Source organism: Streptomyces sp. NPDC057939 (assembly GCF_042887545.1).
In the GTDB taxonomy this organism is placed as follows: Bacteria; Actinomycetota; Actinomycetes; order Streptomycetales; family Streptomycetaceae; genus Streptomyces.
Window position 1 is genome coordinate 32665 of record NZ_JBHVPG010000009.1, and the last position, 25595, is coordinate 58259.

A 25595-nucleotide genomic window follows, 5' to 3' on the forward strand; every position below is an offset into this window, starting at 1 on the left:
AGACACACGACCTGGAGGGGGTCCTCGTGCCAGCAGACGAGAAGCAGCAGGAAGAGTCAGAGTTCGAGGCAGAGGTCCTGCGTATATCACGGGCGCTCTTCGCTCCGGAGAACGAGTTTCAGGGTTCCACCTACATCGGCACAGCCGAACGTGACGGGGTCTTCGTAGGGCCGGACTCGGTCACCATCGTCGAGTGCACGGTCTCCCGCCGAAAAGACAAGGCGGAGAAGGACGGCAAGAAGCTCCAAGAGGCGTGTCTGGCTATGGCTCGCCAGCACCCGTTCAAGTCAATCAAAGGCTTCTTCGTCACCCTAGACGAACCCACCGCCGACCAACGCATGGTCATCAAGGGGTTTGGCCCGCCCCTCATCGCGTGCAGCTTTGCCCAGCTTCGAGGCCAGCTCGTCGACTCCTTGCGGTACCTGGAGCTGCGTGCGCCGTACCCCTTCGGTAGCGCCCGCGAGCCAAGCAGCGGCGACTACATCGACCTCAAGCCTTACGTAGCGGTCGACCCCGTGGAAAGCGGAACCAGCGAACCGTTCTCGATCGATCGCGTGGCCCAGCAGGTGGCGGCCGGCAGGTCTGTCCTTTTGTATGGCGACTACGGCGCCGGCAAAAGTATGTTCCTCCGCGAGCTATATCAGCGGTTGGCCAAGATCCACCGAAAGAATGCCTTCCGCCCCTTCCCCATCCTCCTCAACCTGCGCGATCACCAGGGCCAGGTCCTGCCCGTTGAGGCCCTGGAGCGCCACGCGCGTGCCATTGGATTCCCTTCGCCCTCCCAGTTGGTCCGTGCATGGCGCTCGGGCGACGTGACTCTCATCCTGGATGGGTTCGACGAGATCGCGACACCCGGATGGATCGGCAAAACGTCGGCGATGCGCGACATCCGCCGCCGGTCCGTGGAGCTCGTGCGCCGCTTCTGCGACGAGTCACGCTCCTCAACCTCCGTCGTCCTAGCGGGGCGAGCCCACTTCTTCGATAGCGAGCGCGAAATGCGCACCGCGCTCGGCGCCCGCAACAGCTCCCTGTTCCTTATGGCAGGCGAACCGACGGAGGAACAAGCGAAGAAGATCCTCAACGCCTACGGATGGCACGACGCGCTCCCGGACTGGCTGCCCTCGCGCCCCCTCCTCCTGAGCTACCTGGGCTCGTCGAGCGCGCTCCACGGGTCCATCGAGGGGACATTTGGCCGCTCGGCGGGCGAAGGCTGGCACATGATGCTGGACCGCATCGCCGAGCGGGAGGCCAGCATGGAGGTGGGGGTTGATGGGTTCACCGTCCGAAAGGTCCTGGAACGGCTCGCTACCCAGGCGCGACGCACCAGCGACGGTCTGGGGCCCATCTCACAAGACGAGCTAACATCCGTCTTCCAGTCGGTGTGTGGTTACGCCCCAGACGAGGGCTCCTACCAACTCTTGCAACGGCTTCCCGGCCTAGGTGCTATGGACAGCGTCGACGGTTCACGGCGCTTCGTCGACGTCTCTCTCGCCGACGCCGCCCGAGCAGGCGATGTCGTGGCCTGCGTCCTCGACCCAAACACGGAAAGCCCGCTGTTGGAGCTAACAGGCAGCGTTGCCTGCCTGGACGAGGTCGGCATCGACGTTGCCGCCGTGCGGCTTGAGGGGGGAGGCGCGGCGAGCTCAGGGGGCTCTTACTCGTCCGCCACGTCCTTCCAACGCAGGGGAGTCTCGGACTCCGTCATCGCGGACATCATCCGGGTTGCCGCGCGGCTGTGGCCCGAGGACGAGCCGCGCACGTCGATCTCCCTGCACGAGATCGAGCTTCGCAGCTTCTCACTGACCGCCGATGCCAACAGCTACGCCTGGCTGAGCTTCCAGGATTGCGTGATCCAGGAGTTGGATCTCACCGACCATAACGGATGCGCGCTCCCGCACTTTCAGAAGTGCCTCATCGGACAGATGACGGGAGTAGCCGGGTGGTCAGCACTCCAGGAAGATCGCTTCGTCGACTGCGAAGTGGCCCAGTTCGACGCTCAGATGTCGACGGCCAAGGGCATCCTCGCCCTGAAGACAACACCAATGAACAAAGTGCTGCTCACGATATTGAAGAAGATCTACGCTCAGCGCGGCACAGGTCGAAAAGAATCCGCACTCCCCCGTGGCCTGGATGCTAAGCACAGAGAACTCGTCCCTGAGGCGGTTCAAAGGCTCACCACGGCAGGGCTCATCACCACCGCACGGTCCAGCGGTACTCGAATTTACCTCCCAGTTCGCGGTATGGCGAGTCGGGTCCGTCGAATCCTCCAGGCCCCCCAGTCGAGCACCGACAGCGTCCTCGACTAAGCGGAAGGAAGAGTCTCTTCTGCGAGGGGCTGTAACACTCGGGCATTACAGCCCCCCACCACCAAAACAACAACCGGTCGGCTGGAAGCCGGCCGGTTACGCCTCAGAGCAGGTGCGTGTCTAACTGCGTGACAACGGGAGCGGTCCACGACTCACGACCACTGCTCAGATACTGTCCGCGCAGCTCGGCGGTGAACAAATGCCCTGCCAGCCATGTACCAAGATTGCTTCGGGACGAAGAGGGCGTAAGGCTAGTGCCCTGGCTCAGGCACGAGTCCTGAGCCAGGGTTCATGATCGCGCTAGCCGTCGTAGAGAGCGACTAGCTCCATGTACGCCGCTTCCAGTTCTTGGTCAGTATCAAGAACCAGGCAGCACATCGGGCAGGCGAAGGCTTGCGCGCGCGCCGTCGTGGGAGGTCCCTCGTCATGCTGCCCGCAGTAGGACCCACCCGTATGGCATTCGAGATCGCTGCATGCACCAGGTTCCAGGTAGCCGTAAAGGTCTCCCCAGGCCGGGCACGCTGGACACGTCTCCCAGCGGGAGAGGTTCACGCCGTATCCCGACGCCTCATGCAGGCGCGGGCGCCAGGCTACGTCGCTAGAGGGGGCTGTGAGGAAGTGCTGCAACTCCGTCGGAAGTGCGGCCGCGAACGCTCCCTGGACTTCACGCGCCACGAGGCTCTTCACAGCCACTGCATCACGCGCCGATACAGGGGCGGTCGGCTCCTTGCGCGATAGATACCCGTAGGACCCCAAGAGCACCGCTGTCGCGCGTTGAGCCCTAGTGGTAGCCGTGTACAAGGCAGCCGAAACGATGGCTCGGCAGGTGATGTTCAGTGCGCTCTTGGCAGCCTCACTGGTGCCCAGCGGATCGCCCCAGAGGGGGGTCTGATTGATCGCCTCACGAGCCGCGGCGGTCACGGCCCGGACAACTTCCCGCGCCGCATACTCAGCCTCGGCCGCCTCCGCTTGAGCAAGGCCCTCCGTAGCCCGCTGAAGGTCGATCTTCGGAAGGTCGGGCATAGCCGCGACCTGCGTAAGGTCGCCGAAGATGTGAACGTATTCGCCCCAGAAGTCACCTGCTGGCGTCTTCAGTTCCTTGCGCACTGCCTCCGCCACCTTGAGGGCGGTGGACACCACATGCTCCGCAGTGGTCGGGTCATGGTGGGCAAGATGAGCAATTCCGTTCCGGGCGTCCATCACGGGCGCGAAGGCTTCAAGTGTCACTGGCATCTGGCCACGCATGACAACCTCAGCATCCTTGAACGCCTCCGCCATGCCGATCGTGCGGGCCTGTTCCAGCGGCTTGACGCCCTTCTCGCCACTGAATCCTAAGGCGTGGAACCTCAACGCGCGGTCTCCGTGTGCGGAGATGAGCAGCGGATCATGGTGGCAGAGAATCGCCTTGAGGGAGTGCTCGGCCCCCATACCCGCATGCAGAGCCGCAAACAAGCGGTTCCCACCCCGCCACGACTTCAAGGCCGAACGCATCATCTCGCCAGCCATCTCCATGAAGCGCTGGGTGTGCAACCTGCCCCCGTCCCTTGTAGTGGTCGCTTACATACGGCGATGATGCCGAAGGCTCGGACCCCTGAGGCAGCCCTTGGAGAAACTGGAGGATCCATCCCCCCTGACGCCCTGTCGCGCAGGACTCCGAAGCCCCCAGCGATGGGCCGGGGGCCGCGGTCATTGAGGTGCAGTGCCACTAGTCAGAAGCCGTCGGCTGGCGAGGGCTTCCGGTGCGTTCCTCGCGCGTGGAGGGGGTTGGTATCGCTAGGCGGTGACCGCGGCTGGTTGCCACTCGGACCGCGTCCTTCAGGGCACCAGTCAAGTCCATTGCCAGGAAGCGAAGTTCGTCAGGATCTACCTCCGCATCCGCGAGGACCTCTAGGGCGTGGTCCAGGAGCTCCGAGCCCAAAGCAAGTTGCACCACCTCAGTGTTGTCGGCGAGACGGGACAGGTAGCCGCGGTTGTCGTCGGCACTCAGGAAGCAGGGCTTGCCATCAGGGCCCGACCAGGGCAAGAGGCGCAGCTCGTTGTGGGGCGTCGTCATTCCGCCCTCCTGACTTCGGCCGTGTGGTGCGTGGTGAAGACTGCGTCGGCGCGGTCACCGGGGAGGGCCAAGAGGGCCGCCTCGACCACGCGGCCGGTGGTGTCGGTCGCCACGCGTGTGATCGCGAGGATGGCGAGGGTCGAGCTGATGCGAAGGGTCGTCGCTTCGTCGGGAGTGGGGAGGCGGGTGCTGACCGTTTCCTGGACCACGGCCAGTGGTGGGCGCTGGTCTGGCAGTCGTGCGGTTAACAGCCCTTCCGGGACGTCGGCCAGCGCCAGGTCTCGGGGAACATAGATGCGGGCCAGGCTGTGCGGCGTCTTCCCCTCGTGGCTGAGGCAGAGGAACTCCGTCAACGGGCTGCGGGGCGCGACCTTGAGGAGGGCGGTCAGATAGCCGTGCGCTCGGAGGTTGGTGGCTCGGACCGTGGTGTGGAGCGCCTCCTCGGCCGGGGCCAGTGCGCTCGGCGTGTGTCCGCCGCCGATGTACCTGGTCCTGCGGAGCTGGCGGCGGACGAAGTTGCCACTGCCGTGGATCTTCTCCACGAGGCCTTCGCCCTGGAGGAGCGCGAGGGCGTTCCGGAGCGTGGGTGTGCTGACTGCGTAGTGGGCGGCCAGGCGGGCTTCGGAGGGGAGGCGTTCGCCGGCCTTCAAGTGGCCCTTCGAGATCTGGTTCCGGAGGTCGTCGGCGATGGCATGGCGGCGGGACGGTGGGGGTTGGGTCACCAGTTCCTCCGCATTCGGAGGGCGACGAGGCGGGTTCGGGCGTGCATGGTCAGCAGTTCGCCCGACTCGAAACAGAGTCGCTTCGCGCTGGCGGGGAGCTGGATCAGATCGACGACGCGGCACGGTTGGCCGCCGATCTGGATTACGTCGCCGCGTTGGACGGTGGTCGAGGTGATCTCGACGTTGGTGGCGAGGGCGCCGCTTGGGGTCCATCCGCTCACTGGGCCACCTGCCGCGGTTCGGGCCGGTCGCTTGGGGTGTGGCAGGGGCAGTCGCAGGCCTCGTAGATCACGGGGACGCCTACCGGAGCCGTGGCGGGGGACGACTGCGCGCACTCGTGGTGGGTGCCGATCGCACACGAGCTCGACCGGTAGGGGGTGGGTTCTGAGCCGGGCGCTAAGGCCGGCCGGAGGGGGCGCCCACTGGTGCGGGCGGTGGTGGGGACCATACGGTTCGACATGCTGATCAGCTCCTACTGCTGTCGGCCAGGTCCCCGGACGTCGCCCGTCGCGGGGACCGCTTTGCGTACGGCGGCCCAGAGGGTGCGGCCGGTCAAGCTGCTGGCTAGGAGTCCGAAGCGGTCGGCCTCCGCTACCACTTCCAGGACCTCCCGCCAGGTGGAGGCGGGCAGCGCTTCTGGCACCTCCGCTTCGATCGACGTGTAGCGGGCGTGCTCCTCCAGTCGCGTGGTCAGGCCCAGGGCGGACAGTCGGGCGGCGATACTCTCGGCCCTTGATTCCGAAGCGGGCACCGAGGGCCTCCGTTGCCGGGTGAACACGTTGAGTGAAGCTAGTTAACTAGATTAGAGCTAGTGGACTAGATTTTCTACATGCCTGAGCAGCCGCCTTATCTCCGTATCGCCGACGTACTCCGGCAGCGGATCGCGGAGCATGACTGGAACATCGGCGACCGGCTCCCCTCGCGGACGCAGATCGCCGAGGAGTGTGGCGTTGGCGAGAACGTCGTTCGTCGGGCGCAGGAGCTCTTGATCTCCCAGGGCGTGCTGGAGGGCCGCGCGGGCTCGGGTACGTACGTCGCGGAGCCCCGGCAGCGCGTGCGGGTTGTCCGGTCGTCCGCTCGTGAGCAGCCCGGGGGTTCTCCTTTCCGTGCGGACATGCAGGCCTTGGGCAGGCAGGGGAACTGGGAGAGCCGGACCGAGGCGAAGGTTCCCGCGCCGGTCGAGATCGCCGCGCGTCTCGGGATCCCGGTTGGGGAGCTGTGCGTGCGCACGGTGTACGAGTTCCTTGCCGATGGCAGGCCTGTGCAGCTGTCGACGAGTTGGGAGCCGTACGAGCTCACCGCCGGCACGCTCGTGGTCCTGCCCGAGGGTGGACCGCACGCCGGAGTCGGTGTCGTGAACCGGATGGCCGTCATTGGGATCACGGTCGGCCACGCCGTGGAGCAGCCGGAGCCGAGGCAGGCGACCGCCGAGGAGGCGTCGCTTCTCGGGATCCAGAAGGCCGCTCTGGTTACGCACATCCGGCGGACGTACTACAGCGACCAAGGGCAGGCCGTGGAGACCGCGGACATCGTCATCCCTGCCGCGCTGTGCGAGATCGTCTACGAGATCCCTGTCGGTCGCTAACCCACCCCGGCACCATCCCGAACACCTGGCGAGCACGAGAGAGGGCAACCCGCTGTGGACGCGGAACGAAAGGCCCGGATAGCCGACCTGGCCGAGACGGCGCAGCCCGTCTGGGACGCGAGCCGCGACGGTGGGGCTCTACAGGTTTTCCTGAAGGAGATCGGCTGTCACGGCGTGGACGCGGTCATGGTGACCAAGCAGGTGGTCGGGTGCAGCCTCGCCGAGGCTCAGCGGATGTTCATCACCTCGCCCTGCCGGGCCGCAGAGCTCGCCTTCCACAACGCGTTCATGGAAGGCCTTGAGCGGTCTCAGGGCGACGTCTAGCCCGCCGGTCGACGTTCCCCTGGGGTAGGTGTCCGCCGGGCCGCCAGGCGCGCGTTCAGGTCGCCAGCCATGCTGCTGGCTTCCGTGAGGAACTGTGTCTTGGCGGCCCGGCGGAGAGTGGCAAACCTTAACTCTCCGGGCTACTCGCGCCTTAAGGTCCCGGTGGGAGGTCAAATGGCAGGCAAGAACGACTGGCGGAACCACCCGCGTTGGATCCTGGTGTTCCTGGCACCGTTGCTGATCTTCGTGATCACAGATGAAGACCCGGTCATGCGCGGCTTCCTGGCCGCCGGAATCCTCATGTGGGCGGTTCGCTACGAGCGCGAGTCGGTGAAGTGGCAGGCAAACAGAAGCCAGGCACGGCCGGCAACGCAGCTACCGCCGCAGCGGACCGAGGGTTATCTGTAGCGGAGCGGCCCTCGCGCCGGGACGGGCTTCGGAGCCGTGTCTTCTGCGTGTCTGATGGCGGAGTGATGCGCGGGGAGTCGCGGGGAACGACGGTGTGGGGACTGGGAAGGTGCTGGTCAGCGTCTTGGCTGGTCGGGCCAGGGGCGGGTACGCGATCTTCCAAACCAGCTACGCGGGTTCGATTCCCGTCACCCGCTCTGAAGCGAAAAGGGCCAGGTCAGAGGATATTTCCTCGACCTGGCCCTTCGCTGTTCCCGGGGGCTGCGATCAGCCCTCCGTGCCCGCGGCGGTGGTCAGGATGCGGGCGAGTCGGTGGCAGGCGTGGGCGAGTTCGGGTGGGCGGAGCTCGGTGAGTTCGGTGTCGAAGGTGGCGAGGATTCCGGCGACGCCGGCCCAGGACCAGGCGCCGAGGGTCAGCCGGCAGTGCTCGGTGTCGAGGTGTTCGACGACCGAGCCGCTCGGTGCCCAGCGGGCGACGACTCCCGCCGGCAGGTTGAGTCGGGCCGAGCCGGTGCACTCCCAGGCGGCGGGGGTGTCGCCGCGGTCGTGGCTGGTCATGACGAAGTGCGCGAGGTCGTCGTGGGGAGGCAGGCGGGAGCCGAAGGGCTGTGTCGTGGGGCGGACGCGGAGCCGGTCGACGCGGTCCACCCGCCACCGGTCGTCCGCGAGGTCGTAGGCGACCAGGTACCAGCGGCCGGCCCATACGACCAGGTGGTGGGGCTCGACGCGGCGGGAGGGTGGCCGGTGGGCATCGACGACGACCGCTTCGGCGGCGGTTTCGTCGTCCGGGTCGTCGGCGCGCGGCGGTTCGACGACGAGTACGTGACGGCGGCGCACCGCGGTCCCCACGGCGGTGAGCGCGGCCGGGTCGATGGGAGGCGCAGGGAACTCCCAGTAGTTCCGCAGCCTGGTCAGGCGCAGGGATCCCATGTGTTCGCGCAGGGCGGCGGGCATGGCCTGTTCCAGGGTCACCAGCGCCCGCGCCGCGTCGTCCCCCAGGCCGAACACCGAGCCGGGCGCGGTCTGCAGGGCCACCGCGACCGCGAGGGCCTGCTCGTGGTCGAACAGCAGCGGGGGGGGAGCGTGTGCCCCGCGCCGAGCCGGTATCCGCCATCGGGCCCGTGGACGGTGGTGATCGGGTAGTCGAGCCCGCGCAGGGTCTCGATGTCGCGGCGGACGGTGCGCTCGCCGCACCCGAGCGCGTCGGCCAACTCGCGTAGTGGCCACAGGCGGCGCGATCCGAGCAGGGACAGCAGCCGCAGTGCCCGTCGTGAGGTGCTCGCCATCGTTCCATCATGACCGGTGGTGGCCACTCGGTGTCCACCACCGGTGTCACCGTGAACCGCTCGTGCGGGCGAACGGCGATGAACAGGACGGACCGGTATGCGTGTTGTCGTGGTCGGTGGCGGGATCGGTGGACTCGCGCTGGGAGCGGGATTGCGCCGCAGGGGGTTCGAGGTGGCGGTGTTCGACCGCGACAACGACCTTGCGGCGACGGGCGGTTACCACATCACCCTGGACGGGCGGGCCCGGTCGGCGCTGGGGGAACTGGTCTCCCCGCGGACGATGCGGCGGCTGTTGGCCTCGTCCTCGGCGCTGCGGCTGCGCGACCGCGACGCGTTGTGGGACCGTCGCGGCCGACTGATCGGCCGTGGACCGGACCTTCGCGACCACCCCGGCATCGACGTCGATCGCGTCACCCTGCGCCTGCTGCTGGCCGAGGAGGTGGGCGGCGACCTGTACGCGGGACGGACGGTGACCGGCGTCGGTACGGGTGACGACGGCGCGCCCCGCGTGCTGTTCGCCGACGGCTCGGCCACCGCGGCGGACCTGGTGGTGGGCGCGGACGGCACCCACTCCCTGGTCGCCCGGTACCTGGCGGGCGGTCGGACCAACCGTCCGGCGGGCATCTTCGGGTTCTCCGGCCGTACCCTCCGCGCGGACCTGACTCCGGGTGACGGGGATCGGCTCGGGACCCGATCGGGGATGGCGGTCGGTCCGTGGGGGGCGGCGCTGTACGTCGGCTTCCTGGACCCGGTCGGCAACGCCGCGCTCGACGCCCCCGAACTGCGGATGTCCGTCACCACCGGGCCCACCTACATCTGGGGCGCCATGTTCCCCGAGTCCCCCGCGACCGACTCCCTGCGCGCGTTGCGCGACGGCGCCCTGCGGGCCGCGCTGGTGGGGCGGTTCCGTGAGCAGGGGTGGGCCGAGCACACCCTGGACGTGATCGCCCGCGCCGACCCGCGGAGCGTGGCCGCGTACCGGTTCAACGCCGCCCCGACCCGCGCCGCCGAGCTGGCGCCCTGGCCCGCGGGCCGCATCACCGCGCTCGGGGACGCCGTCCACGCGACTCCGCCCACCGCGGGGATGGGGGCGGGCGCGGCGATCCGCGACGCCGCGGACCTGCTCCACCACCTGGGCGGGGTCGAGGACGGCGGGACGCCGACGGAGGCCGTGGGGCGATTCGAGGCGGGCATGCGTCTGCGCGGCAGCGAGGCGCTCACCCTCGCCATGCGGACGGTCCGTCTGATCCTGGCCACGGACACCGCGCTCGGCGCCGCCGCGACCGCCCTGACCGCTCCGGTCCTGGCCGCCGCCGCCCGGCTGCGCCGGCGGTGAAGGGCGTCGACCCTAGAGCTTGATGCCGGCGATGGTGTCGGCGAGGGAGTTCAGGAAGCGGTTGACGTCCGGGGCGATGGAGCTGGACGCCAGGAAGAAGCCGAAGAGGACGGCGACGATGGCGGGGCCGGCCTTCATGTGCTTGCCGCGGATCAGGATCACCAGGATGATCGCCAACAGAACCACCACTGACAGCGAAATGGCCACTACTGATCACACCTTCGGTCGTCCCCTGGTCGGCCCGGGGTGTACAGCCGTGCGCACCCCCACACGTTCCATCCTCCCACCAACCGGCCCCGGCTATCCGTCTCGTGACGAATCGCCCCCGCATGTTTCCCTCCGGGTGGGCGTGTTGCGGAATTCACGGCACGGTGATGCCGAGGAGAGAGCGGACATAGGCGTACTTCGCGGACAAACGATCGCGGGTGGGGCCGTCGAGGACGGAGAGCCTGACGGGGTCGGCGTTGTGCGCGAGGTCCGCCTCCTTCACGAGGACGGCCCCGGGGGTGGCCAGGATGCGGGCGGCGTACTCCTCCAGCGGCTCCCCGGGACGTTTGGTCAGGGCCAGGACCATGGCCTTGACCGCGTCCGGGAGGGCCGCCGAGGCGAGCCACTCGGCGCTGAGGGCGTCGTCCTCGACGGAGTCGTGGAGCCAGGCGGCGGCCTGCTGTTCGGGGCTGCCGCCGCGCAGGCGGACGCCCTCGGCGACGGCCGCGAGGTGCTCGGCGTAGGGCCGACCGGACTTGTCGGTCTGCCCGTCGTGCGCCGCGCGGGCGAGGGCTTCGACCTCCAGCAGGGTCAGTGGCTGTCCCGTCATGCGATCTCCTTCGCTGCCGTACGGAGGGCTTCGGCTGCCCGGCGCACATCTGCTTGCGTGGTGCGCCAGTTGGAGAACGCGGCGCGCAGCGCGGGGGTTCCCCCGAGGACGGTCGGGGTGACGAACACCTCGGCCGAGACGGCCTCCCGCAGGGCGGTGAGCCGCTCGGGGGTGGGGTCCTGGGCGAGGGTGAAGCAGACGACGTTGAGGCGGACGGGGGCGAGGAGCCGGAAGGCCGGGTCGGCGTCGAGGCGCTCGCCGAGGGAGCGGGCGCAGGCGATGTCCCGTTCGACGATCTCCCGGTGGCCCCGGCGGCCGTAGGCGCGCAGGGTGAACCAGGCGGCGAGGGCGCGCAGCCGGTGCGAGTTCTCCGGGGTGAGGTGGACCAGGTCGGGGTGCTCGCCGAGCGGGCCGAGGTACGCGGCGGCGTTCTGGAAGACGCGGGCCTGGAGGTCGCGGCGGCGGGTGAACTGGACGGCGCTGTCGTAGGGGACGTTGAGCCACTTGTGGAGGTCGACGCAGACGGAGTCGGAGGCGTCGAGGCCGTCGGCGAGGTGGGCGTGTTCCGGGGAGAGGGCGGCGAAGGCGCCGAAGGCGGCGTCGGTGTGCAGCCAGAAGTCGTGGTGGTCCTTGAGGGCGGCGACCGCCCGGAGGTCGTCGAAGTCGACGGTGTTGACGGTGCCGGCGTTGGCGACGACCACCGCCGGGCCGGGGGTGTCGGCGAGGGCCCGCGCCAGGGCGGCCGGGTCGACGGCCTCACGGTCGGGCAGGGTGGGGACGCGGACCAGGGAGGAGCGGCCGAGGCCGAGGAACGACAGGGCCTTGGCGATGGAGGAGTGCGGGGCTCCGGAGAGCACCCGGACGGGGCCGAGGGCGGCGGCGCCGTCCTCGGCCGGGGAGACCCCGAGGCGTTCGCCGAGCCACTCGCGGGCGATGGCGAGGCCGGTGGTGTTGGACATGGTGGCGCCGCTGACGAAGGTGCCGCTGTGGGCGTCGGAGAGGCCGAAGAGCTCGCGGAGCCAGCCGACGGTCTCCCGTTCGAGGAGCTGCCCGGCTCCGTCGAAGGAGGAGTTGGAGTTCTGGTCGTGGGCGGCGGTCAGCCAGTCCCCCGCGAGGGCGGCGGGGGTGGCTCCACCGGTGACGAATCCGAGGTAGCGGGGGCCTGCGGAGGCCGAGAGGCGCGGGGCCCAGCGGGTCGTGAAGTCGGCGAGGGCGCGTTCCGTGCCGTCGCCGTGCTCGGGGAGCGGTTCGGGAAGGGGAGGGGCCCCGGGGGCGGGTACGACGGGCCGGGCGTCCAGGGTCGTGAGGGCCTCGGTCGCGGCGCGGCGGGTGGCGTCGAGGAGGTCGGGGAGGCGGGCGAGGTCGTCGGCGAGGCTGCGGTCCATGGCGGCACCGTAGACGCGGGTACGGCCGGCGGGGGCGTGCCAATTCGTGGCAATTGGCCGGTGTCGGGGCCGGGCCGGCGGGGTGGGCCGGGTCGAAGGTGGAGCCGGACCGGCCCACCCCGGCCCGGCCCGGCCTTGCGGGGTGACGTGGGCCGCCGCGGGGGCCGCGGTTCAGGGGCCGGGGCTGCGGAGGGCGTTGCGGGCCGGGAGGGTGGTGGCGGCCAGGCCCAGGAGGAGGGCCGCGGCCACGAAGGAGCCGTAGAGGAGCGGCGGGATGTGGGGCGGGGCGCCGGTGAGGGCCCGGGTCATGGGGAACAGGGTGGCGAAGGCGATGGCGGAGCCGAGGGTGACGCCGGCGCCGGTGATGAGCAGGGCCTCCCAGCGGATCATGCGGAGCACCTGACGGCGGGTGGAGCCGACGAGGCGCAGCATCCGCAGCTCCCGGCGGCGGTCCAGGACCGTCATGACCAGGGTGTTGACGGCGGCGACGGCCGCGAAGCCGCCGAGGACGGACGCCATGACCGTGTTGGCCCAGGCGTTGACCTGTCGGTCGGTGCCCTGTGCGGCGGTCCAGCCCCTCCGGTCGGTGACGGGGCCGAGTTCGGCGAGGGCGGGCGAGTCGCCGCGGACGAGGAGTTCGGTCGGGGCCGACGAGGTCATGTGCCCGGTGAGGTCGGCGGCGGACAGGGTGACCTCGGCGAAGCCGAGCCCGCGGGTGTAGAGGGCGACGATCTCGGGGTTGGTCGCGGTGCCGTCGGGCAGCCGCAGCGGCAGCCGGTCGCCGAGGCCCGCGTGCGCGGAGTCGGCGAGGTTGCGGTCGACGGCGACGGTGCCGGGGCGCAGGGCGTCGAGGCCGCCTTCCCTGACGTCGAGGTCCTGGACCCGGGCGAGGGCCGCGCCGGGTCCGGTGACGGCCTGGGCGGAGGCTCCCTGGAGCCAGCGGTCGGGGCCGGAGCCGAGTTCGGCGAGGACGGACGTACGGGTGACGGGTACGGCGGCGGTGACGCCGGCGGGCAGGGCGCGGGAGCCGATGTCGGCGGGCGGGGCGGTGACCACGTGGTCGGCGAGCAGGCCGCTGGTCTGCTGCTCGCGGGTGGCCCGTTCCTCACTGGTGTGGAGGAACACCAGGGTCGAGGAGAAGGCCATGGCGAGCACGATCGGGGTGATCGCGGAGGCGAGGCGGCGGGCGTGGGCCCGGGAGTTGGCGGCGGCCAGGGCGGCGGAGGCGTCGCCGAGGCGCAGCGGAAGGCCGAGGACGGCGGCGCAGGCGCGGGCGATGAGGGGGCCGAGCAGGGCGACGGCCAGCATGAAGAGCATGACGACGCCGAGCGCGGCGTTGGCGGCGTCGGGTCCGCTGCCGGTGGCGGCGAGTCCCCCGCAGGCGGCGCCGCCGGCGAGGGCGAGGACGCCGAGGGGCGTACGGATCCAGCCGGGGCGGACGCGTTCCACGGCGGCGGCCGCGAGGGCCTGGCCGGGGCGGATCCGGGCCGGTTTGCGGGCGGCGGCCCAGCCGGAGACCAGGGCGGTGAGCAGGCCGATGCCGGCGGCGCCGACGAGGGGGATCCAGGAGACGGAGAGTTCGACGGCTTCGGGGACGGCTCCCTTGTCCTGGAGCGCGCCGAACCACCAGGAGGCGAGGGCGAAGCCGGGGAGGCAGCCGAGCACTCCGGCGGCGGGGGCCACGAGGAGGGCTTCGGTGGCCACCGTGCGGCGGATCTGGCGGGGGGTGGCTCCGACGGCGCGCAGCAGGGCGTACTCGCGGGAGCGCTGGCCGACGGACAGGGCGACGGTGCCGGCGGCGGTGAAGACGGCGACGAGGGTGGCGGTGCCGCCGAAGGAGCCGCCGAGGGCGGTCAGGAGTTCCCTGGCCCCGGCCAGCTGGGGGTCGACGGCCCGGTCGGCGCCGGTGAGCACCTCGGCCCGTCCGGCGACGGCGGCCCTGGCGGAGGCCGCGAGTCGCTCGTCGGACGCGGTCGCGGCGGGTCCGGTCGCGCCGGGTCCGGTCGGGGCGGTGGGGAGGAGGGCGATGGCGTCGAGGGTGTCGGGGTGGCCGGAGAGGGTGCGCGCGTCGGCGTCGGAGAATCGGACGCCGGGGTCGTCGGTGCGGCCCACCACGCGGAACTCTCGCTTCCCGGCGGGGGTTTCCAGGGTCACCCGGTCCTGGCCGGTCGGGGCGCCGCCGAGGACGACCTCGCCCGTGCCGGGCGCGCGGCCCGCGCCGAGCTTCGTACCGGTGAAGGCGGTGGCGCCCCAGCCGGAGGCCTCGTGGGTGGCGCCGGCCGCGTCGCGGACGGGGAACACCACGTCGGGCACGGCCCGACCGAGGGGAGCCAGGGCGTCGAGCAGGGCGGCGTCGACCCGGGCGTGTTCGGGAACGGCCGCGGTGACCTCGTAGGAGCCCTCGCCGCGGCCGACCCGCATGCGGATCTCCTGGTCGGCGGCGACCACGACGGGGGCGGTGGCGTAGCGGGTCGGCGGGAGGGTGGCCCGCAGGCCGCTCTCCAGCAGGATGCCGCAGGCGGAGACGATGGCGACGGTCATGAGCAGGGCGACGAACGTGCCCGCGAAGGCGGCCGGGCGGAACCGGACCGCCGCGCGGGCGAGCCCGTTGGGGCGGATCGGCATCAGGCGGCCGCTCCCGCGTACGCCGGGGCGGGGCGGGCGGTGAGGGCGGCCATCCGGGCGGCGACGTCGGCGGCGGAGCCGCGCGGCAGCCGGTCCACGATGAGGCCGTCGGCGAGGAAGAGCACCTGGTCGGCGTGCGAGGCGGCGACGGGGTCGTGGGTGACCATGACGACGGTGGCGCCGAGGGAGTCCACGGCGTCGCGCAGCAGGGCGAGGACCTCGGCGGCGGTGGTGGTGTCGAGGGCGCCGGTGGGTTCGTCGGCGAAGATCACGTCGGGGCGGGTGACCAGGGCCCGGGCGATGGCGACGCGCTGCTGTTGGCCGCCGGAGAGTTCGGCGGGGCGGCGGCGGCCCTTGCCCTCCAGGCCGACCCGGGCGAGCAGGTCGGCGGCGCGTTCCGTGCCCCGGGAGGCGGCCCGGCCTCCCGCGAGGCGCATCGGGAGCAGCACGTTCTGCTCGACGGTGAGGGAGGGCAGCAGGTTGAAGGCCTGGAAGACGAAGCCGAGGCGGCCTCGGCGCAGTTCGGTGAGCTCGTTCTCGTTCATGCCGGTGATCTCGGTGCCGCCGAGGCGGACGGATCCCTCGGTGGGCAGGTCGAGCCCGGCGGCGCACTGGAGGAAGGTGGACTTGCCGGAGCCGGAGGGGCCCATGACGGCGGTGAAGCTGCCGCGGGGCAGGCTGAGGTCGATGCCGCGCAGGGCGTGGACGATCGCGGCGCCGCGACCGTAGTCGCGTCGGACGCCGCGCAGTTCGACGGCGGCGGTGGGGTCGGGGGCTCCGTGCGCCTGCCCCGGGGCCGTCTCCCGCGTCCGCCCCTGAGCGGTCTCCTCGTGCCGCCGCCTGCTCCGCCGGAGCCCCATGGTGTGCCGCCTTCCGTGCCGTCGTCCGCTGTGTGTTCCGCCGCGTCGTGCCGTGCCGCGGTGGTGTCCTCGACGCTACGGAGCGGCGGGGAGCGGGGACATGGCGGAGGCCGGCCGGTCGGGGGTGGGGTAAACCCCCCGGGCGGCGTGCGGGTGGGCGGGACGGCGGTCGCGCCGGGCGGGACCCGGCGGTGGATCGGACGGTGGGACCCGGCGGTGGGATCGGGCGGCGGGACCCGGCAGGGAACAGGCGGCGGGAACCGGCAGGGGAATCAGGCGGCGGGAACCGGCGGTGGGAGCCGGCAGTGGGGTCAGGCCGACCGGCGGATGAGGAGCAGGGCGCGGTCGTCGTTGACGTCCTTGGCGACCTTCTCGATCAGGTGCCAGGCGGCGCCGTCCCAGCCGGCGGCGACGTAGCGGTCGGCTTCGCCGGTGAGGCGGTCCATGCCCTCGCTGATCTCGCGCTCGGCGGTCTCGACGAGGCCGTCGGTGAAGAGCATGAGGACGTCGCCGCGCCGCAGGTTGCCGCGGGCGGGCTCGAACTCGGCCCCGTCGTAGACGCCGAGGAGCGGTCCCTCGCCGGAGACCTCCTGCCAGCGGCCGGTGCCGGCGGAGAGCTGGAGGGCGGGGAGGTGCCCGGCGGAGAGGAGTTCGTAGTCGCCGGTCTCCAGGTCGAGGACGAGGTGGATGGAGGTGGCGAAGCCCTCGTCCCAGTCCTGTCGCAGGAGGTAGCCGTTCGCGGCGGGCAGGAAGCCGTGCGGGGGCAGCGCGCCGAGCAGGCCGCCGAAGGCGCCGGACAGGAGCAGGGCGCGGGAGCCGGCCTCCATGCCCTTGCCGGAGACGTCGGTGAGGACGATCTCCAGGGTGCGGCCGCCGTTGGTCCGGGCGGCGACGACGAAGTCGCCGGAGAAGGACTGGCCGCCGGCCGGGCGCAGCGCCATCTCGCGGTGCCAGCCGCGTGGCAGGGCGGGCAGCTTGCTCTGCACGCGGATGCGTTCGCGCAGGTCGAAGAGCATGGTGCCGCCGCGTCTCCAGGGCACGCCGACGCGGCTGCGGAACTGGGCGATGACCAGCCCGAAGAACCCGCAGGCCGCCACGACCAGGACGGTCCCGGGCGTGACCCTGGCCGGGCCCTGGGTGTACGGGCCGAGGACGAGGGCCTCGACGATGAGCGCGGCGGCGGAGGCGGCGTACAGGGCGAGCAGGCTCGCGGGGCGCAGCAGCAGGCCGCCGGCCACGATGGGCAGGACGAGGGCGGAGGGCGAGAACCAGACCGGCATCATGAGCGTGCCGCAGGCGATGGCGGGAATGGTCAGGAGCAGGCCGCCGAAGGCGAGCCAGTCGGAGGCGTCGCCGCGGAAGTAGTCGACGGCGGATTTGCGCAGGGCGGTGCGGGCCCGGTGCGACAGCATGCGCGCCCGGGCCGTGAGCGTCTCCACGCGTGCTCCGGCCATTGTTCGGGACCTTATCCATCCTGGCTGTGTGTGCGCAGGGGTACCCCCGGACGACCGGTCCGTTCCGGGAGAAAATCGCTTCGTACGGGCCGGAAGGCCCTGGTAGGCATGGCCTCATGGCACTTGTTACGCGCGTATTGCAGTCCGATGAGTGGGATGTCTGGTACGACCACCTGGAACTGGCGTTCGGAGGTGTGGCCGAGCCGCCGGAGGAGCGGGAGCTGTACCGGTCGCTGACGGAGCCGGAGCGTTCGCTGGGGGTCTGGGACGGCGGGACGTGCGTGGGCTCGGCCGGTGCGTTCAGTTTCCGGCTGTCGGTGCCGGGCGGTGCGCAGGTTCCGGCGGCGGGGGTCACGATGGTCGGGGTGGCTCCGACGCACCGCCGGCGCGGGGTGTTGTCCTCGTTGATGCGCCGCCAGTTGGACGACGTCCGTGCGGGCGGTGACCCGATCGCGGTGTTGACCGCCTCGGAGCCTGAGATCTACGGGCGGTTCGGGTACGGGACGGCCGCGTACGCCCTGTCCGTGGACATCGACACGACCCGCGCGCGGTTGATCGCGCCGCCGGGTGCGGACGCGGTGCGGTTGCGGCTGGTGGACCCGGAGAAGGCGCTGGCCGACTGCGAGCGGGTCTACGCGGCCCTGGTCCCGTCACGGCCCGGGATGACGGTGCGGCGGCCGGGCTGGGAGCGGCAGGGGCTGCTGGATCCGCCGGGGCGGCGGGCGAGCTCGTCGCCGTTGAAGTGCGTGGTGGCCGAGGACGCGGACGGCGAGGTCGTCGGGTACGCGCGCTACCGGGTCGCGCCGGACTGGGAGCCGACGGGTTCGGACGGCAAGGTCCACGTCGGCGAGGTGAACGCGCTGGACCCGTCGGCGTACGCGGCGCTGTGGCGCTACCTCTTCGAGATCGACCTGACCTGGCACGTGCTGGCGTTCGGGCGGCCGATGGACGATCCGCTGCTGCACCTGGTCAGTGACGTCCGCCGGACCCGGGCGCGGCAGCGGGACGCGCTCCACCTGCGGTTGGTGGAGCTGGGCGCGGCGCTGGAGGCGCGGACGTACGGGGCTCCGTTGGACGTGGTCCTGGAGGTCGAGGACGCGTTCTGCCCGTGGAACGCGGGCCGGTGGCGGCTGACGGCCGGGGCGGGGGACGCCGCGAGGTGCACCCGGACCGGTGACGCGGCGGATCTGGAGCTGTCGGTGCGGGAGCTGGGCTCGGCGTACCTGGGCGGGGTGACGCTGAACTCGCTGGCGGCGGCGGGCCGGGTGCGCGAGCTGCGGCCGGGCGCGCTGCGGGAGGCCTCGCGGGCCTTCGCCGGGGACGTGGCGCCCTGGCTGCCCCACCAGTTCTAGGGTCCGGTGCCCCGGAGGGTCCGGGGCCCGGTTCCGGGGTCGGGGCATCCGTCGTGCGTTCAGCGGGCCTGGCAGGTCGGGCACCAGAAGAGGTTGCGGGCGGCGAGACCGGCGGTGCGGATCTCGCCCCCGCAGAGGTGGCAGGGCATGTTCGCCCGGCGGTAGACGTACACCTCGCCGCCGTGGTCGTCCACCCTCGGCGGGCGGCCCATGGCCTCGGGGAGGTGCTCGTCGCGGACGGTGTCGATGCGGTTGTGGCGCACGCCCTCGCGCATCAGGGCGGCGAGGTCCGTCCACATCGCGTCCCATTCGGCGCGGGTGACGTCCTTGCCGAGGCGGTAGGGGTCGATGCCGTGCCGGAAGAGGACCTCGGCGCGGTAGACGTTGCCGACCCCGGAGATGACCTTCTGGTCCATGAGGAGGGCGGCGATCGTGGTGCGGGAGCGGGAGATCCGGGACCAGGCGCGGTCGGGGTCGTCGGCCGGGCGCAGCGGGTCGGGGCCGAGCCGGTCGTGTATCGCCTTCTTACCGCCCTCGCCGATCAGCGCGCAGGCGGTGGGGCCGCGCAGGTCGGCGTGGTGTTCGTCGTTCAGCAGGCGCAGCCGGACGGTGTCGGCGGCCGGCGGGGCGGGGGCGGGACCGAAGCCGAGTTTGCCGAAGAGGCCGAGGTGGATGTGGATCCAGGCGTCGCCGAGTTCGAGGAAGAGGTGCTTGCCGTGCGCCTCGGCGCTCTCCAGGGTGCGGCCGGTCAGCAGGGCGGCGCTTTCGGCGAAGCGGCCCTGGGGGCTGCTGACCCGGACGGGGCGGGCGGCGAACCGCTCGGTGTGGTCCCGGGCGAGGCGGTGGATCGTATGCCCTTCGGGCACGGCTGTTCTCCTCGACGTGAACATGACCGTGCCGCCGGACTCCGGTCCGGCGGCACGGGCGGGGTCCTACTGGTCCTGCGGGTGGTGGGCCGGGATCGGGGGGAGCTCGCCGGTCTGCTCGTAGGCCGTGAGCATGTCGATGCGGCGGGTGTGGCGCTCGGCCTCGGAGTACGGCGTCTTCAGGAAGGCGTCGATGAAGCTGATCACCTCGTCCTGGGTGTGCATGCGGCCGCCGACGGAGATGACGTTGGCGTTGTTGTGCTCGCGGCCCAGCTCGGCGGTCTGGACGCTCCAGGCCAGGATGGCGCGGATGCCCTTCACCTTGTTCGCGGCGATCTGCTCGCCGTTGCCGGAACCGCCGATGACGATGCCGAGGCTGTCGGCGTCCGCGGCGGTCTTCTCCGCGGCGCGCAGGCAGAACGGCGGGTAGTCGTCGACTTCGTCGTAGATGTGGGGCCCGCAGTCGACGGGCTCGTGGCCGTTGTTCTTGAGCCAGTCCACCAGGGTGTTCTTGAGCTCAAAACCGGCATGGTCGGATCCGAGGTACACGCGCATGGGTCGAGTGTGGCATGCGGACGGTCGAAGGCCGGTGGAGGGGTGTCGCGTAGGTCACTCCGGAAGCTCAAATAATCCACAACACCGCAGATGGGACACGGCAGGACGAAGGTCCGGGACTTCGTGCCCAAGGCAACGATACGGAATAGGGTCTTCCGTCCCGACGGCGTGTCGGGTTTGAATGCCGGGGCTCGAAACCCGAGAACCTAAGGATCCGTCCATGAGCTCCACGACGACCCTTCAGAAGGCAGGCGACCCCTCCGGCAACCCCGGTGGCGGCCAGCCCTCCGACGGACTGAAGGCCGGTCTCAAGAACCGCCACCTTTCCATGATCGCCATCGGCGGCGTCATCGGCGCCGGCCTGTTCGTAGGCTCCGGCGGCGGCATCGCCAAGGCCGGCCCCGCCATCCTCGTGTCGTACTTCCTCGTCGGCGCGATGGTCGTCTTCGTGATGCGGATGCTCGGCGAGATGGCCGCGGCCAGCCCGAACTCGGGCTCCTTCTCCGCGTACGCCGACCGCGCGCTCGGCCGCTGGGCCGGCTTCTCCATCGGCTGGCTGTACTGGTTCTTCTGGGTCGTCGTGCTGGCCGTCGAGGCCACCGCCGGCGCCGTCATCCTCGAAGGCTGGGTCCCGGCCGTCCCGCAGTGGGCCTGGGCACTGATCGTGATGGTCGTGCTGACGATCACGAACCTCGGCTCGGTCGCCTCGTACGGCGAGTTCGAGTTCTGGTTCGCCGGGATCAAGGTCGTCGCCATCGGCGCGTTCGTGGTCATCGGCATGCTCGCCGTCTTCGGCGTCCTGCCCGGTTCGGACAACCCCGGCGCGGGCTTCGCACACCTGACCGACACCGGCGGGTTCGCGCCGAACGGCCTGGGCGCCATCCTCACCGGTGTGCTGATGGTCGTCTTCTCCTTCATGGGCAGCGAGATCGTCACCCTGGCCGCGGGCGAGTCCGAGGACCCGCGCCGCGCGGTCACCAAGGCCACCAACTCGGTGATCTGGCGCATCGGCATCTTCTACCTGGGTTCGATCTTCGTCGTCCTCACCCTGCTGCCGTGGAACGACAAGTCGATCACCGAGAAGGGCTCGTACGTCGCCGCCCTGGACTCGATCGGCATCGCGCACGCCGGTCAGATCATGAACGTGATCGTCCTGACGGCCGTGCTGTCCTGCCTGAACTCGGGCCTCTACACCGCTTCGCGCATGGCGTTCTCGCTCGGTGAGCGCGGCGACGCGCCCAAGGCGTTCGCCAAGGTCAACAAGCGGGGCGTGCCCGTGGCCGCCATCCTGGGCTCCGTGGTCTTCGGCTTCGCCGCCGTCTACTTCAACTACGCCTTCAAGGACACCGTCTTCAACTTCCTGCTGAACTCCTCGGGCGCCATCGCGCTCTTCGTGTGGCTGGTGATCTGCTTCACCCAGCTGCGGATGCGCGGGATCCTGATGCGCGAGGCGCCGGAGAAGGTCACCGTCAAGATGTGGCTCTTCCCCTACCTGACGTGGGCGACCGCCGCGATGATCAGCTTCGTGCTGGTCTACATGCTCTTCGACGACGACAACCGCCAGGTCGTGGTGCTGTCGCTGGTGGTGGCGGCCGTGGTCGTCGCGATCGGCGCGATCCGCGATGCCGCCCGGCGCAAGGCCGTCGCGTAGTACGGACCGGACACGGACCGCACGCACGAAACAGCCCCGGACCGCGAGCGCGGTCCGGGGCTGTCGTGTGCGGCGCGGCGCTCAGCCGCGGCGGCCCAGCAGCTTCCAGGCGGTCGGCAGGACGCCCATGGCCAGCGCGGCCTTGAGGGCGTCGCCGATCAGGAACGGGACCATGCCCGTCGCCAGGGCCGTGCCCGGGGACATCCCGGTGACGCCCATCAGGTACGGCACGCCCACCGCGTAGACCACCGCCGAGCCGAGGACCATCGCCCCGGCCGTACGGAGCACCGAGCGGTCGGCGCCGCGCCGCGCGAGCGCGCCGACGAGGGTGGCGGCCAGCAGCATGCCGAGCACGTAGCCGAAGGTGGCGCCGCCCGCGCCGGAGGCGCCGTTCGCGAACCACGGGACCCCGGCCATGCCGACCAGCGTGTACAGCGCGAGGGACAGGAAGCCGCGGCCCGCGCCGAGGGCGGTGCCCACCAGCAGGGCGGCGAAGGTCTGGCCGGTGATCGGCGCGGCCAGCCCGTCGACCTTGACGGCGATCTGGGCGGCGACGCCGGTGAGCGCGGCTCCGCCGACGACCAACGCGATGTCGCGGACGCGGCTCGCGGGCAGCAGGTCGGCGAGGACGGCGCCGGGCCGGAAGGAAACGGAAGCAGTGCTCATCGTGGGGCTCCGCGAGGTGGTGATCGGTGGGGACACCGTGACGTTAGTCCGCGGCCCGCCGCCGCCCCACCGTCGTCCGACACAAAGCCGTACTGCCCGGTTTCGTGGAGAGTGGACAAAGGTCACGACCCACACCCGAGTTGAAGTGATACGCATCACGGCCGACATTCGACGCCACGCCCTTTTTGCTCCGACGGGTGTCCTCCAGCCAGACTGTAGGTTCCCGCCAATCTTCCCTGTGCAGCCCCCAGCGCCGCTTGGCCGACCGAGAGTGCGAGCATCCTCATGCGCGACCGCCTGCCCGACCCGCCCCTCACCGAGGACGGGCTCCGGGAACCACTGAGCCACAGCCTCAAGCAGCGCCACCTGACCATGCTGGGCCTCGGCGGCGTCATCGGCGCCGGGCTCTTCGTCGGCTCCGGCGCCGGCATCGGCATCGCCGGCCCGGCGATCATCCTGTCGTACCTCCTCGCGGGCGTGCTCGCGATGCTGGTGATGCGGATGCTCGGCGAGATGTCCGCCGCGATGCCCGCCTCCGGCTCCTTCTCCGTCTACGCGCAGAAGGCCCTCGGACGCTGGGCCGGCTTCTCGGCGGGCTGGCTGTACTGGTTCCTGCTGGTCGTGGTGCTCGCCGTGGAGGCGACCGGCGCCGCGAAGATCGCGAACGGCTGGCTGCCGGCGGTCGACCAGTGGGTGTGGGTGCTGGTCTTCATGGTGGTCTTCACCGTCTCCAACCTGGCGGCCGTGCGGAACTTCGGTGAGTTCGAGTTCTGGTTCGCCGCCCTCAAGGTCGGCGCGATCGTGCTGTTCCTGATCCTCGGCACGCTCGCGATCTTCGGGGTGCTGCCGGACACCGATCCGGTGGGCATGGCCAACCTGACCGGCCACGGCGGCTTCTTCCCCGCCGGGATGGGCGGGGTCGTCGCCGGCATGCTCGCGGTGGTCTTCGCCTTCGGCGGTCTGGAGGTCGTCACCATCGCGGCGGCCGAGTCCGACGACCCGGCCCGGTCGGTGGCCCGCGCCGTGCGCAGCGCCGTGTGGCGCATCCTCTTCTTCTACGTCGGCTCGATGCTGGTCATCGTGACCCTGCTGCCCTGGGATTCGCTGGAGCCCGGGCAGAGCCCGTACGTGGCCGTGCTCGACTCGATCGGCATTCCCGCGGCCGGTCAGATCATGAACATCGTGGTGTTCGTGGCGCTGCTGTCGGCGCTCAACGCGAACCTGTACGGCTCCTCGCGCATGGTGTTCTCGCTCGCCGAGCGCGGCGAGGCCCCCCGGTCGCTGCTGAAGGTGTCCGGCGGCGGCGTGCCCCGCCGGGCCGTGTTCGCGTCGGTGGCATTCGGCTTCGTGTCCGTGGTGCTGAACCTGCTGTGGCCGGACACGGTGTTCCTCTACATGCTCAACGCGGTCGGCGCGGTGCTGCTGTTCGTGTGGGCGCTGATCGCGGTCTCGCAGCTGAAGCTGCGCGGCATGCTGGAACGGGAGATGCCGGAGCGGCTGACGCTGCGGATGTGGCTGTTCCCGTACCTGACCTGGGCGGCGCTGGTCGGGATGGCGGCGGTGCTGGTCCTGATGCTGTTCGACGACTCGGCGCGGCCGCAGCTGCTGTGGTCCTCGGGCGCGGCGGCGGCGGTGCTGCTGGTGGCGTGGCTCCGGGAGGTCCGGGCGCGGCGGGCCGGCGTCTGATCGCCCCGCGCCCCGCGAGGACCCCCGCGCCCCGTCGGCGCGGGGGTCCTCGCGCGTTCGGGAGCGCGGTGGCGGGCCGCGCCCGTCCGGGGCGGGCGTGCGGCGCCGATCACGATCCGTGAACCGGCTGTCCGAATACCGGACAGAGAACGTCCGCTGAACGGACGCTCGGCACACTGAGGGCATCGTTCGACCTCCCGCACACCGGACAGGCGCACCTCCATGAGCCACAGCGGCACCCTCGCACCCCCCGAACCCCAGCAGGACGACACCGGGTCCCCCCTCGGCAACGGCCTGAAGCAGCGGCACCTCTCGATGATCGCCCTCGGCGGCGTCATCGGCGCCGGCCTCTTCGTCGGCTCCGGCGCGGGCATCGCGGCCGCGGGACCCTCGATCGTCCTCGCGTACGCCGCGTCCGGGCTGCTCGTGATGTTCGTGATGCGGATGCTCGGCGAGATGTCCGCCGCCAACCCCGCCTCCGGCTCCTTCTCGGTGCACGCCGACCGGGCCATCGGGCCCTGGGCCGGTTTCACCGCGGGCTGGATGTTCTGGACCCTGCTGTGCGTGGGCGTGGCCATCGAGGCGATCGGCGCGGCGCACATCATGACGGGCTGGTTCCCCGGGACGCCCTCGTGGATGTGGGTGCTGGTGTTCATGGCGCTGTTCTGCGGCAGCAATCTGGCCGCGGTCTCCAACTTCGGCGAGTTCGAGTTCTGGTTCGCCGCCCTCAAGATCGGCGCCATCGCGCTGTTCCTCGGCCTGGGCGTCCTGGCCGTCCTCGGCCTGCTGCCCGGCACCGCCTCCCCGGGCTCGGCCAACCTCCTGCACGACGGCGGCTTCCTCCCCAACGGCGTCGACGGGCTGCTGGTCGGCCTGCTCGCCTCGGTCGTCGCCTACGGCGGTCTGGAGACGGTGACCATCGCCGCCGCCGAGTCCGACGATCCGGTCAAGGGCGTCGCCAAGGCGGTGCGGACCACCATGTGGCGGATCGCGATCGTCTACGTCGGCTCGATGCTGGTGATCGTGACCCTGCTGCCGTGGAACGACCCGGCCGTCACCGAGACCGGCCCGTACGCGGCGACCCTGGACCACCTGAGCATCCCGGCCGCCGGCCAGATCATGAACGTGGTCATCCTGATCGCCCTGCTGTCCGCGATGAACGCCAACATCTACGGCTCCTCCCGCATGGCCTACTCCCTGGTCTCCCGCGGCCAGGGCCCCCGGGCCCTGGGCAAGGTCACCGGCCGGGTCCCGCGGCGTGCGGTGCTGGCCTCCTCCGGGTTCGGCTTCGTCACCGTGCTGCTCTCGTACTGGTACCCGGACACCCTCTTCGCCTGGCTGCTGAACATGGTCGGCGGGGTCATCCTCGTCGTCTGGGGCTTCATCGCCGTCTCGCAGTTCGTGCTGCGCCGCCGTACCGAGCGCGAGGCCCCCGAGAAGCTGGTCGTTCGGATGTGGGGCTTCCCGTACCTGACCTGGGTGGCGCTGGCCGGCGTCGCCGGGGTGCTGGTCCTGATGGCGTGGGACGAGGACACCCGGGTCCAGGTGCTCTTCACGGGCGGACTGACGGTGGCCCTCGCCGTCACCGGCTGGGTGATGCAGCGTCGGGCCGCGGCCCGCGCCGGAGTCTGACCGGGGTGCGCGAAAAGCGGTAACAC

24 protein-coding genes are annotated in these 25595 nt (G+C 71.0%); 9 read left to right on the forward strand and 15 right to left on the reverse strand.

From position 1 onward, the window contains the following. Positions 1 to 26: 26 nt before the first annotated feature. Positions 27 to 2306 (forward strand): NACHT domain-containing protein, encoded by a 2280-nt coding sequence (locus tag ACFVS6_RS12975; protein WP_389703286.1) that lies wholly within the window; start codon positions 27 to 29, stop codon positions 2304 to 2306. A gap of 300 nt (positions 2307 to 2606) precedes the next feature. Here ACFVS6_RS12975 and ACFVS6_RS12980 read toward each other — a convergent pair whose 3' ends face one another. From ACFVS6_RS12980 to ACFVS6_RS12995, 4 genes are all read right to left on the reverse strand, one after another. Beyond that, positions 2607 to 3818, reverse strand: a complete 1212-nt coding sequence (locus tag ACFVS6_RS12980) for a hypothetical protein (protein WP_389703287.1) — start codon at positions 3816 to 3818, stop codon at positions 2607 to 2609. 537 nt (positions 3819 to 4355) lie between these two features. Further along, positions 4356 to 5081, reverse strand: coding sequence for a GntR family transcriptional regulator (locus ACFVS6_RS12985; protein WP_389703289.1), 726 nt, complete (start codon positions 5079 to 5081; stop codon positions 4356 to 4358). After that, positions 5078 to 5302: a hypothetical protein gene (locus tag ACFVS6_RS12990; RefSeq protein WP_389703290.1), complete on the reverse strand. Its 225-nt coding sequence runs from the start codon at positions 5300 to 5302 to the stop codon at positions 5078 to 5080. The genes ACFVS6_RS12985 and ACFVS6_RS12990 overlap by 4 nt, the downstream gene beginning before the upstream one ends. Positions 5303 to 5553: 251 nt before the next feature. Further along, entirely contained in the window at positions 5554 to 5832 is a 279-nt protein-coding gene (locus ACFVS6_RS12995; RefSeq protein WP_389703292.1) for a hypothetical protein, read from the reverse strand. Between the two features lie 78 nt (positions 5833 to 5910). Here ACFVS6_RS12995 and ACFVS6_RS13000 point away from each other — a divergent pair, with 78 nt between their 5' ends. The 3 genes from ACFVS6_RS13000 (at position 5911) to ACFVS6_RS13010 (ending at position 7398) form a co-directional block, all read left to right on the forward strand. Continuing rightward, entirely contained in the window at positions 5911 to 6666 is a 756-nt protein-coding gene (locus ACFVS6_RS13000) for a GntR family transcriptional regulator (protein WP_389703294.1), read from the forward strand. Between the two features lie 54 nt (positions 6667 to 6720). Continuing rightward, positions 6721 to 6990 (forward strand): hypothetical protein, encoded by a 270-nt coding sequence (locus tag ACFVS6_RS13005; RefSeq protein ID WP_389703295.1) that lies wholly within the window; start codon positions 6721 to 6723, stop codon positions 6988 to 6990. A gap of 174 nt (positions 6991 to 7164) precedes the next feature. Next, positions 7165 to 7398 carry a hypothetical protein gene (locus ACFVS6_RS13010; protein ID WP_389703297.1) on the forward strand — a complete coding sequence of 78 codons (234 nt, stop codon included), beginning with the start codon at positions 7165 to 7167 and terminating at the stop codon, positions 7396 to 7398. Positions 7399 to 7665: 267 nt separating this feature from the next. On the opposite strand, the gene ACFVS6_RS13015 is transcribed toward ACFVS6_RS13010, so the two are convergent. Together ACFVS6_RS13015 and ACFVS6_RS13020 are read right to left on the reverse strand one after the other, a co-directional pair. Beyond that, on the reverse strand, positions 7666 to 8433 hold the full coding sequence (locus ACFVS6_RS13015; RefSeq protein WP_389703299.1) for a helix-turn-helix transcriptional regulator: 768 nt from the start codon (positions 8431 to 8433) through the stop codon (positions 7666 to 7668). Beyond that, the gene (locus ACFVS6_RS13020) at positions 8367 to 8684 is read right to left on the reverse strand and encodes a helix-turn-helix transcriptional regulator (protein WP_389703300.1); all 318 of its coding nucleotides are present in this window, start codon (positions 8682 to 8684) and stop codon (positions 8367 to 8369) included. The genes ACFVS6_RS13015 and ACFVS6_RS13020 overlap by 67 nt, the downstream gene beginning before the upstream one ends. A gap of 97 nt (positions 8685 to 8781) precedes the next feature. Here ACFVS6_RS13020 and ACFVS6_RS13025 point away from each other — a divergent pair, with 97 nt between their 5' ends. Then, complete coding sequence (locus ACFVS6_RS13025) at positions 8782 to 10020, forward strand: FAD-dependent oxidoreductase (protein ID WP_389703301.1); 1239 nt, start codon at positions 8782 to 8784, stop codon at positions 10018 to 10020. 12 nt (positions 10021 to 10032) lie between these two features. Here the strand turns inward: ACFVS6_RS13025 and ACFVS6_RS13030 are convergent, their stop codons facing one another. The 6 genes from ACFVS6_RS13030 to ACFVS6_RS13055 all read right to left on the reverse strand — a co-directional run bounded on the left by ACFVS6_RS13030 (position 10033) and on the right by ACFVS6_RS13055 (position 17161). Continuing rightward, complete coding sequence (locus ACFVS6_RS13030) at positions 10033 to 10227, reverse strand: hypothetical protein (protein WP_079426944.1); 195 nt, start codon at positions 10225 to 10227, stop codon at positions 10033 to 10035. 154 nt (positions 10228 to 10381) lie between these two features. Continuing rightward, entirely contained in the window at positions 10382 to 10837 is a 456-nt protein-coding gene (locus tag ACFVS6_RS13035) for an HD domain-containing protein (protein WP_389703303.1), read from the reverse strand. Continuing rightward, positions 10834 to 12222, reverse strand: coding sequence for a pyridoxal phosphate-dependent decarboxylase family protein (locus tag ACFVS6_RS13040; protein WP_389703304.1), 1389 nt, complete (start codon positions 12220 to 12222; stop codon positions 10834 to 10836). The genes ACFVS6_RS13035 and ACFVS6_RS13040 overlap by 4 nt, the downstream gene beginning before the upstream one ends. A 171-nt stretch (positions 12223 to 12393) precedes the next feature. Further along, positions 12394 to 14847, reverse strand: coding sequence for an FtsX-like permease family protein (locus tag ACFVS6_RS13045; RefSeq protein ID WP_389703305.1), 2454 nt, complete (start codon positions 14845 to 14847; stop codon positions 12394 to 12396). Beyond that, positions 14847 to 15707 carry an ABC transporter ATP-binding protein gene (locus ACFVS6_RS13050; RefSeq protein ID WP_389703306.1) on the reverse strand — a complete coding sequence of 287 codons (861 nt, stop codon included), beginning with the start codon at positions 15705 to 15707 and terminating at the stop codon, positions 14847 to 14849. Before ACFVS6_RS13050 ends, ACFVS6_RS13045 begins: the two co-directional genes overlap by 1 nt. Positions 15708 to 16018: 311 nt before the next feature. Then, entirely contained in the window at positions 16019 to 17161 is a 1143-nt protein-coding gene (locus ACFVS6_RS13055) for a PP2C family protein-serine/threonine phosphatase (RefSeq protein ID WP_389703308.1), read from the reverse strand. Positions 17162 to 17277: 116 nt separating this feature from the next. Between ACFVS6_RS13055 and ACFVS6_RS13060 the strand changes: the two genes are divergently transcribed. Further along, the gene (locus ACFVS6_RS13060) at positions 17278 to 18513 is read left to right on the forward strand and encodes a GNAT family N-acetyltransferase (RefSeq protein ID WP_389703309.1); all 1236 of its coding nucleotides are present in this window, start codon (positions 17278 to 17280) and stop codon (positions 18511 to 18513) included. A gap of 59 nt (positions 18514 to 18572) precedes the next feature. Here the strand turns inward: ACFVS6_RS13060 and ACFVS6_RS13065 are convergent, their stop codons facing one another. Both ACFVS6_RS13065 and ACFVS6_RS13070 read right to left on the reverse strand, forming a co-directional pair. Then, complete coding sequence (locus ACFVS6_RS13065) at positions 18573 to 19379, reverse strand: Fpg/Nei family DNA glycosylase (protein WP_389703310.1); 807 nt, start codon at positions 19377 to 19379, stop codon at positions 18573 to 18575. Between the two features lie 66 nt (positions 19380 to 19445). Beyond that, positions 19446 to 19934, reverse strand: a complete 489-nt coding sequence (locus ACFVS6_RS13070) for a ribose-5-phosphate isomerase (RefSeq protein ID WP_281210771.1) — start codon at positions 19932 to 19934, stop codon at positions 19446 to 19448. 220 nt (positions 19935 to 20154) lie between these two features. Here ACFVS6_RS13070 and ACFVS6_RS13075 point away from each other — a divergent pair, with 220 nt between their 5' ends. Next, positions 20155 to 21585, forward strand: a complete 1431-nt coding sequence (locus ACFVS6_RS13075; protein WP_389703312.1) for an amino acid permease — start codon at positions 20155 to 20157, stop codon at positions 21583 to 21585. Positions 21586 to 21666: 81 nt separating this feature from the next. On the opposite strand, the gene ACFVS6_RS13080 is transcribed toward ACFVS6_RS13075, so the two are convergent. After that, on the reverse strand, positions 21667 to 22251 hold the full coding sequence (locus ACFVS6_RS13080; protein ID WP_389703314.1) for a biotin transporter BioY: 585 nt from the start codon (positions 22249 to 22251) through the stop codon (positions 21667 to 21669). Between the two features lie 285 nt (positions 22252 to 22536). Between ACFVS6_RS13080 and ACFVS6_RS13085 the strand changes: the two genes are divergently transcribed. Then, positions 22537 to 23937 (forward strand): amino acid permease, encoded by a 1401-nt coding sequence (locus tag ACFVS6_RS13085; protein WP_389703315.1) that lies wholly within the window; start codon positions 22537 to 22539, stop codon positions 23935 to 23937. Between the two features lie 222 nt (positions 23938 to 24159). Beyond that, complete coding sequence (locus ACFVS6_RS13090; protein WP_389703317.1) at positions 24160 to 25569, forward strand: amino acid permease; 1410 nt, start codon at positions 24160 to 24162, stop codon at positions 25567 to 25569. Positions 25570 to 25595 lie beyond the last annotated feature (26 nt).

Bases quoted from the DNA above. Each gene is read 5' to 3' on its own strand.
- ACFVS6_RS12980 (WP_389703287.1), bottom strand. From the start codon at position 3,818: ATGGAGATGGCTGGCGAGATGATGCGTTCGGCCTTGAAGTCGTGGCGG.
- ACFVS6_RS13000 (WP_389703294.1), top strand. From the start codon at position 5,911: ATGCCTGAGCAGCCGCCTTATCTCCGTATCGCCGACGTACTCCGGCAG.
- ACFVS6_RS13010 (WP_389703297.1), top strand. From the start codon at position 7,165: ATGGCAGGCAAGAACGACTGGCGGAACCACCCGCGTTGGATCCTGGTG.
- ACFVS6_RS13020 (WP_389703300.1), bottom strand. From the start codon at position 8,684: ATGGCGAGCACCTCACGACGGGCACTGCGGCTGCTGTCCCTGCTCGGA.
- ACFVS6_RS13025 (WP_389703301.1), top strand. From the start codon at position 8,782: ATGCGTGTTGTCGTGGTCGGTGGCGGGATCGGTGGACTCGCGCTGGGA.
- ACFVS6_RS13035 (WP_389703303.1), bottom strand. From the start codon at position 10,837: ATGACGGGACAGCCACTGACCCTGCTGGAGGTCGAAGCCCTCGCCCGC.
- ACFVS6_RS13040 (WP_389703304.1), bottom strand. From the start codon at position 12,222: ATGGACCGCAGCCTCGCCGACGACCTCGCCCGCCTCCCCGACCTCCTC.
- ACFVS6_RS13045 (WP_389703305.1), bottom strand. From the start codon at position 14,847: ATGCCGATCCGCCCCAACGGGCTCGCCCGCGCGGCGGTCCGGTTCCGC.
- ACFVS6_RS13050 (WP_389703306.1), bottom strand. From the start codon at position 15,707: ATGGGGCTCCGGCGGAGCAGGCGGCGGCACGAGGAGACCGCTCAGGGG.
- ACFVS6_RS13055 (WP_389703308.1), bottom strand. From the start codon at position 17,161: ATGGCCGGAGCACGCGTGGAGACGCTCACGGCCCGGGCGCGCATGCTG.
- ACFVS6_RS13060 (WP_389703309.1), top strand. From the start codon at position 17,278: ATGGCACTTGTTACGCGCGTATTGCAGTCCGATGAGTGGGATGTCTGG.
- ACFVS6_RS13070 (WP_281210771.1), bottom strand. From the start codon at position 19,934: ATGCGCGTGTACCTCGGATCCGACCATGCCGGTTTTGAGCTCAAGAAC.
- ACFVS6_RS13075 (WP_389703312.1), top strand. From the start codon at position 20,155: ATGAGCTCCACGACGACCCTTCAGAAGGCAGGCGACCCCTCCGGCAAC.
- ACFVS6_RS13080 (WP_389703314.1), bottom strand. From the start codon at position 22,251: ATGAGCACTGCTTCCGTTTCCTTCCGGCCCGGCGCCGTCCTCGCCGAC.
- ACFVS6_RS13085 (WP_389703315.1), top strand. From the start codon at position 22,537: ATGCGCGACCGCCTGCCCGACCCGCCCCTCACCGAGGACGGGCTCCGG.
- ACFVS6_RS13090 (WP_389703317.1), top strand. From the start codon at position 24,160: ATGAGCCACAGCGGCACCCTCGCACCCCCCGAACCCCAGCAGGACGAC.